We start from the raw sequence: 4390 nt of genomic DNA, 5'->3' as shown, positions 1-4390 counted from the left end.
CTCGCCGAAGCCGGGCTGCCGACCTCAGGCAAGACGCCGCTCTTCGACGGGCAGTCGGGTGAACTATTCGACCAGCCGGTCACGGTGGGGACGATTTATATGATGAAACTGTCGCATCTGGTCGAGGACAAAATCCACGCCCGCTCTATTGGACCCTACTCGCTCATCACCCAGCAGCCCCTGGGTGGGAAGGCGCAATTCGGCGGTCAGCGGTTTGGGGAGATGGAGGTCTGGGCGCTCGAGGCTTATGGCGCAGCACATACCCTTCAGGAGATCCTCACCGTCAAGTCCGACGATGTGGACGGCCGATCGCGCTCTTACGAGGCGATTGTGAAGGGCGATATCCTGCCGGTGCCGGGAGTGCCGGAATCGTTCAACGTCCTTGTGAACGAGTTGATGGGGCTGGGACTCGATGTGAAGTTGGAGTGAGGGCAATCGATGTTAAGGATTGAAAAGCAAGGAAAAGCAGGAAACTGAACCGGGAGTATCCCTCAGTGGCATTTGCCCAAAAGAACTTCGAGTTAGAGACCGAACATTTCACCCGCCTCACCATCGGCCTGGCGTCGCCGGACTTGATCCTGACGCGCTCGCACGGCGAGGTGACCAAGCCGGAGACCGTCAACTACCGCTCTTACAAGCCGGAGAAGGACGGGCTCTTCAGCGAACGCATCTTTGGCCCGACCAAGGACTGGGAATGCTTCTGCGGCAAGTATCGCGGAATCCGTTACAAAGGAATCATCTGCGATAACTGCGGAGTCGAGATCACCAAGAAGGACGTCCGGCGCAAGAGGATGGGCCACATCCAACTGGCCGTCCCGGTCGTCCATATCTGGTTCTTCAAATCGCTCCCCTCGAAGATCGGCAATCTGCTCGGCCTAAACGGACGCGACCTCGAGAAGATAATCTACTACGAAGAATTCGTCATTCTTCAGGCGGGTCTCTCGGGACTCGAAGCCGGCAAGGTCATAAGCGAAGCCGAATACAACCGGGTTATCGAGACCCTTGGACCCGAAAACCGTGCCCTGCCCGAAAACGATCCCAATCGGTTCATCGCCAAGATGGGCGGCGATGCAGTTGCAACGCTTCTGAACCGGCTCGACCTGCGCAGGATGTCGTATGACTTCCGACGCCAGATCGCCTTCGAGAACTCGATGCAGCGCAAGGCCGACCTCATCAAACGGCTGCGCATCATCGAAGCCTTCCTCCTGAACGGCGGTCCTGATGAGAACCGTCCCGAGTGGATGGTCCTGAAGACAATCCCGATCGTCCCGCCTGACCTGAGACCGCTGGTGCCGCTCGACGGCGGGCGCTTCGCCACCTCGGACCTGAACGATCTCTACCGGCGCGTTATCATCCGCAACAACCGCCTTAAGAAGATGCTGGAGATCAACGCCCCGGACGTGATTCTCCGCAACGAAAAGCGGATGCTGCAGGAGGCGGTCGATTCGCTCTTCGACAACGGTCGGAAGTCGGTGGCGATGCGCTCCGACGGCAACCGTCCGCTCAAGTCACTATCCGACAACCTCCGGGGTAAGCAGGGACGCTTCCGCCAGAACCTCCTCGGCAAGCGGGTGGACTATTCCGGCCGGTCGGTGATCGTCGTCGGTCCGGAGTTGAAACTGCACGAGTGCGGCCTGCCCAAGCATATGGCGGTCGAACTTTTCAAGCCCTTTGTGATCCGCAAACTGATCGAGCGCGACTATGCCAAGACCGTCAAGTCCGCCAAGCGGATGGTCGAGCGTAAACTCGACATCGTCTGGGAACTGCTCGAGGAGATCATACAGGATCATCCCGTTCTCCTCAACCGTGCTCCAACCCTGCACCGACTCGGGATTCAGGCTTTCCAGCCGAGTCTGATCGAAGGTAAGGCGATCCGGCTCCATCCGCTCGTCTGTGCCGCTTTCAATGCCGACTTCGACGGCGACCAAATGGCGGTCCATGTGCCGCTTTCCTATGAAGCCCAGATCGAAGCGCGCCTGTTGATGTTGGCACCCCGTAACATCCTTCATCCGGCTAACGGCCGCCCGATCGCGATTCCATCGCAGGACATTGTCCTCGGCTGCTACTACATCACGAAGTTGCACCCCGGTGCCAAAGGTGATGGTATGATCTTTAGCGGTCCACGCGAAGCGATCATAGCGCACAGTGCCGGAAAGGTGTCGATTCACGCTCCTGTCAAGGTGCGTTTGAACGGTGAACTGGTAACGACCTCGGTCGGAAGATTGCTTTTCAACGAGATTCTGCCAGCCCCGGCGCGTGAGCGGAAGTTCTACAACGAATTGATGAGCAAGCGACGGCTCGAGGAAATTGTATCGGACGTCTTTAATCTGATTGACTTTGACGGCACCGCGAGGTTCCTCGACGAACTGAAAGCGCTCGGCTTCCGTCACGCAACACGCGGCGGACTCTCAATATCGCTCTCCGATGTCGAAGTGCCGCAAGAGAAGGATAGGTTGATTCAGGAAGCGATGAGGCGGGTCGAAGAAATACAGTCTCAGTATGAGATGGGCGTCATCACCGACGGCGAGCGCTATAATATGATCATCGACCTCTGGACCCATACGACGATAGACGTCGCCGAGGCGATGTTCCAACATATGCGCAACTCGCAGGCCGGTTTCAATCCGCTCTTTATGATGGCTGACTCGGGTGCCCGCGGTTCCAAGGAACAGATTCGTCAGCTAGCCGGGATGCGCGGCCTTATGGCCAAGCCACAGAAGACGATGACCGGGCAAAAGGGCGAGATCATCGAATCGCCCATCACCGCCAATTTCAAAGAAGGCCTCTCAGTCCTCGAATACTTCATCTCGACCCACGGCGCACGCAAAGGACTTGCCGACACTGCGCTCAAGACTGCCGATGCCGGCTACCTGACCCGACGTCTGGTCGATGTGGCACAGGACGTGATCGTCACTGAACGCGACTGCGGCACGATGCGAGGCATAATCGTCGAAGCAGCAAAGGAAGGCGAGGAAGTTACCGAGCAGTTGTTTGCCCGCATTATTGGGCGGGTAACCGCGGAAGACCTCTTCGAACCGATCAGCGGTAGTTTGATCTTGCCGGCTAACACCATGATAGGTCAGCACGAAGCCGAATTGATCGGCCGGTCAAACATCGCACGGGTGCGGATCCGCTCGGCTTTGACCTGCGAGACCATCAGCGGCATCTGTTCTATGTGCTACGGCGTCAATCTCACCAACAATAAATTGGTCAATATCGGTGAAGCAGTCGGGGTGATGGCAGCGCAGTCGATCGGCGAACCGGGCACCCAGTTGACCCTCCGCACCTTCCATATCGGAGGAACGGCGTCGCTGTTGGCAGCCGAGTCGCAGGTCGCTGCCAAAGGCGATGGCAAAGTATTGTTTGAGAACATCGAATCGGTCGAACGCGATGACGGCACCTTTATCACCCTTCGTCGGAACGGCGTCATCAAACTGGTGAACGAACAGGGGGTGATGGTCGCTACTTACGCGGTACCCTATGGTGCGGTGATATTGAAGGCAAATGGCACGCTGGTGCGCTCCGGTGAAATTCTGTTTCAGTGGGATCCATTCTCCGGCTTTATCCTCGCAGCCCAATCGGGTCGGGTCGAGTTCCACGACATCAAGGAGGGCCTGACCTTCCAGGAGTCGGTGGACGAAACGACCGGCCAGCGGATGAAAGTGATCATCGAGTCGAAAGACCGGAAATTGAATCCGCACATCCACGTCGTCGATGCGCACGGCCACTCATCGGGGCAGTATATTCTTCCCAACGGTGCTCTGATGATGGTGCATGAGGGCCAGATGGTAAAGGCTGGCGATCCGCTTGTGAAGATTCCGCGCGAGTCCTCCAAGACCAAGGACATCACCGGCGGTCTGCCGCGCGTCGCCGAACTCTTCGAGGCTCGCCGGCCAAAAGAGCCGGCTGTCGTCAGCGAGATCGACGGGATCGTAAAGTTCGGCCAGTTGCGCCGCGGCGTCCGCGAGATCACCGTGCACCCGTCCGACAACGCCGAGCCGAAACGCTACCAGATCCCGATTGGACGGCACCTCCTGGTTCATGACGGCGAACGCGTCATTGCCGGTGAACGGCTTACCGAAGGCGCTGTTTCGCCCCAGGACATCCTGCAGATTCTCGGGCCCAACAAGGTCCAGGAATACCTCGTCAATGAGATTCAGGATGTTTACCGCCTGCAGGGTGTTCGGATCAACGACAAGCACATCGAAGTGATCGTGCGCCAAATGATGCAGAAAGTGCGCGTTGAAGACCCGGGCGATACGATGTATCTTGAAGGCGACACGGTCGATTACTCACGCCTGATCCGCGATAATCGGCAGATGGCGCAGCGCGTAATGGTCGAGGATCCGGGCAACTCCCGGTTCGAAATCGGTCAACTGGTCGATAAAGC

2 protein-coding genes are annotated in these 4390 nt (G+C 57.8%); both read left to right on the top strand.

The features are described from left to right. The coding region (gene rpoB, locus FJY67_11480) for a DNA-directed RNA polymerase subunit beta (protein MBM3330069.1) at nt 1-429 on the top strand (429 nt) is incomplete at its 5' end. 65 nt (nt 430-494) lie between these two features. Next, nucleotides 495-4390, top strand: a 3896-nt coding sequence (gene rpoC, locus FJY67_11475; protein ID MBM3330068.1) for a DNA-directed RNA polymerase subunit beta', incomplete at its 3' end; no start/stop codon positions are given.

This window comes from Calditrichota bacterium (genome assembly GCA_016867835.1).
Lineage (GTDB): Bacteria > Electryoneota > AABM5-125-24 > Hatepunaeales > Hatepunaeaceae > VGIQ01.
The sequence above is the reverse complement of the archived record's forward strand: the minus strand, read 5'-3'. Positions and strand labels throughout refer to the sequence as shown.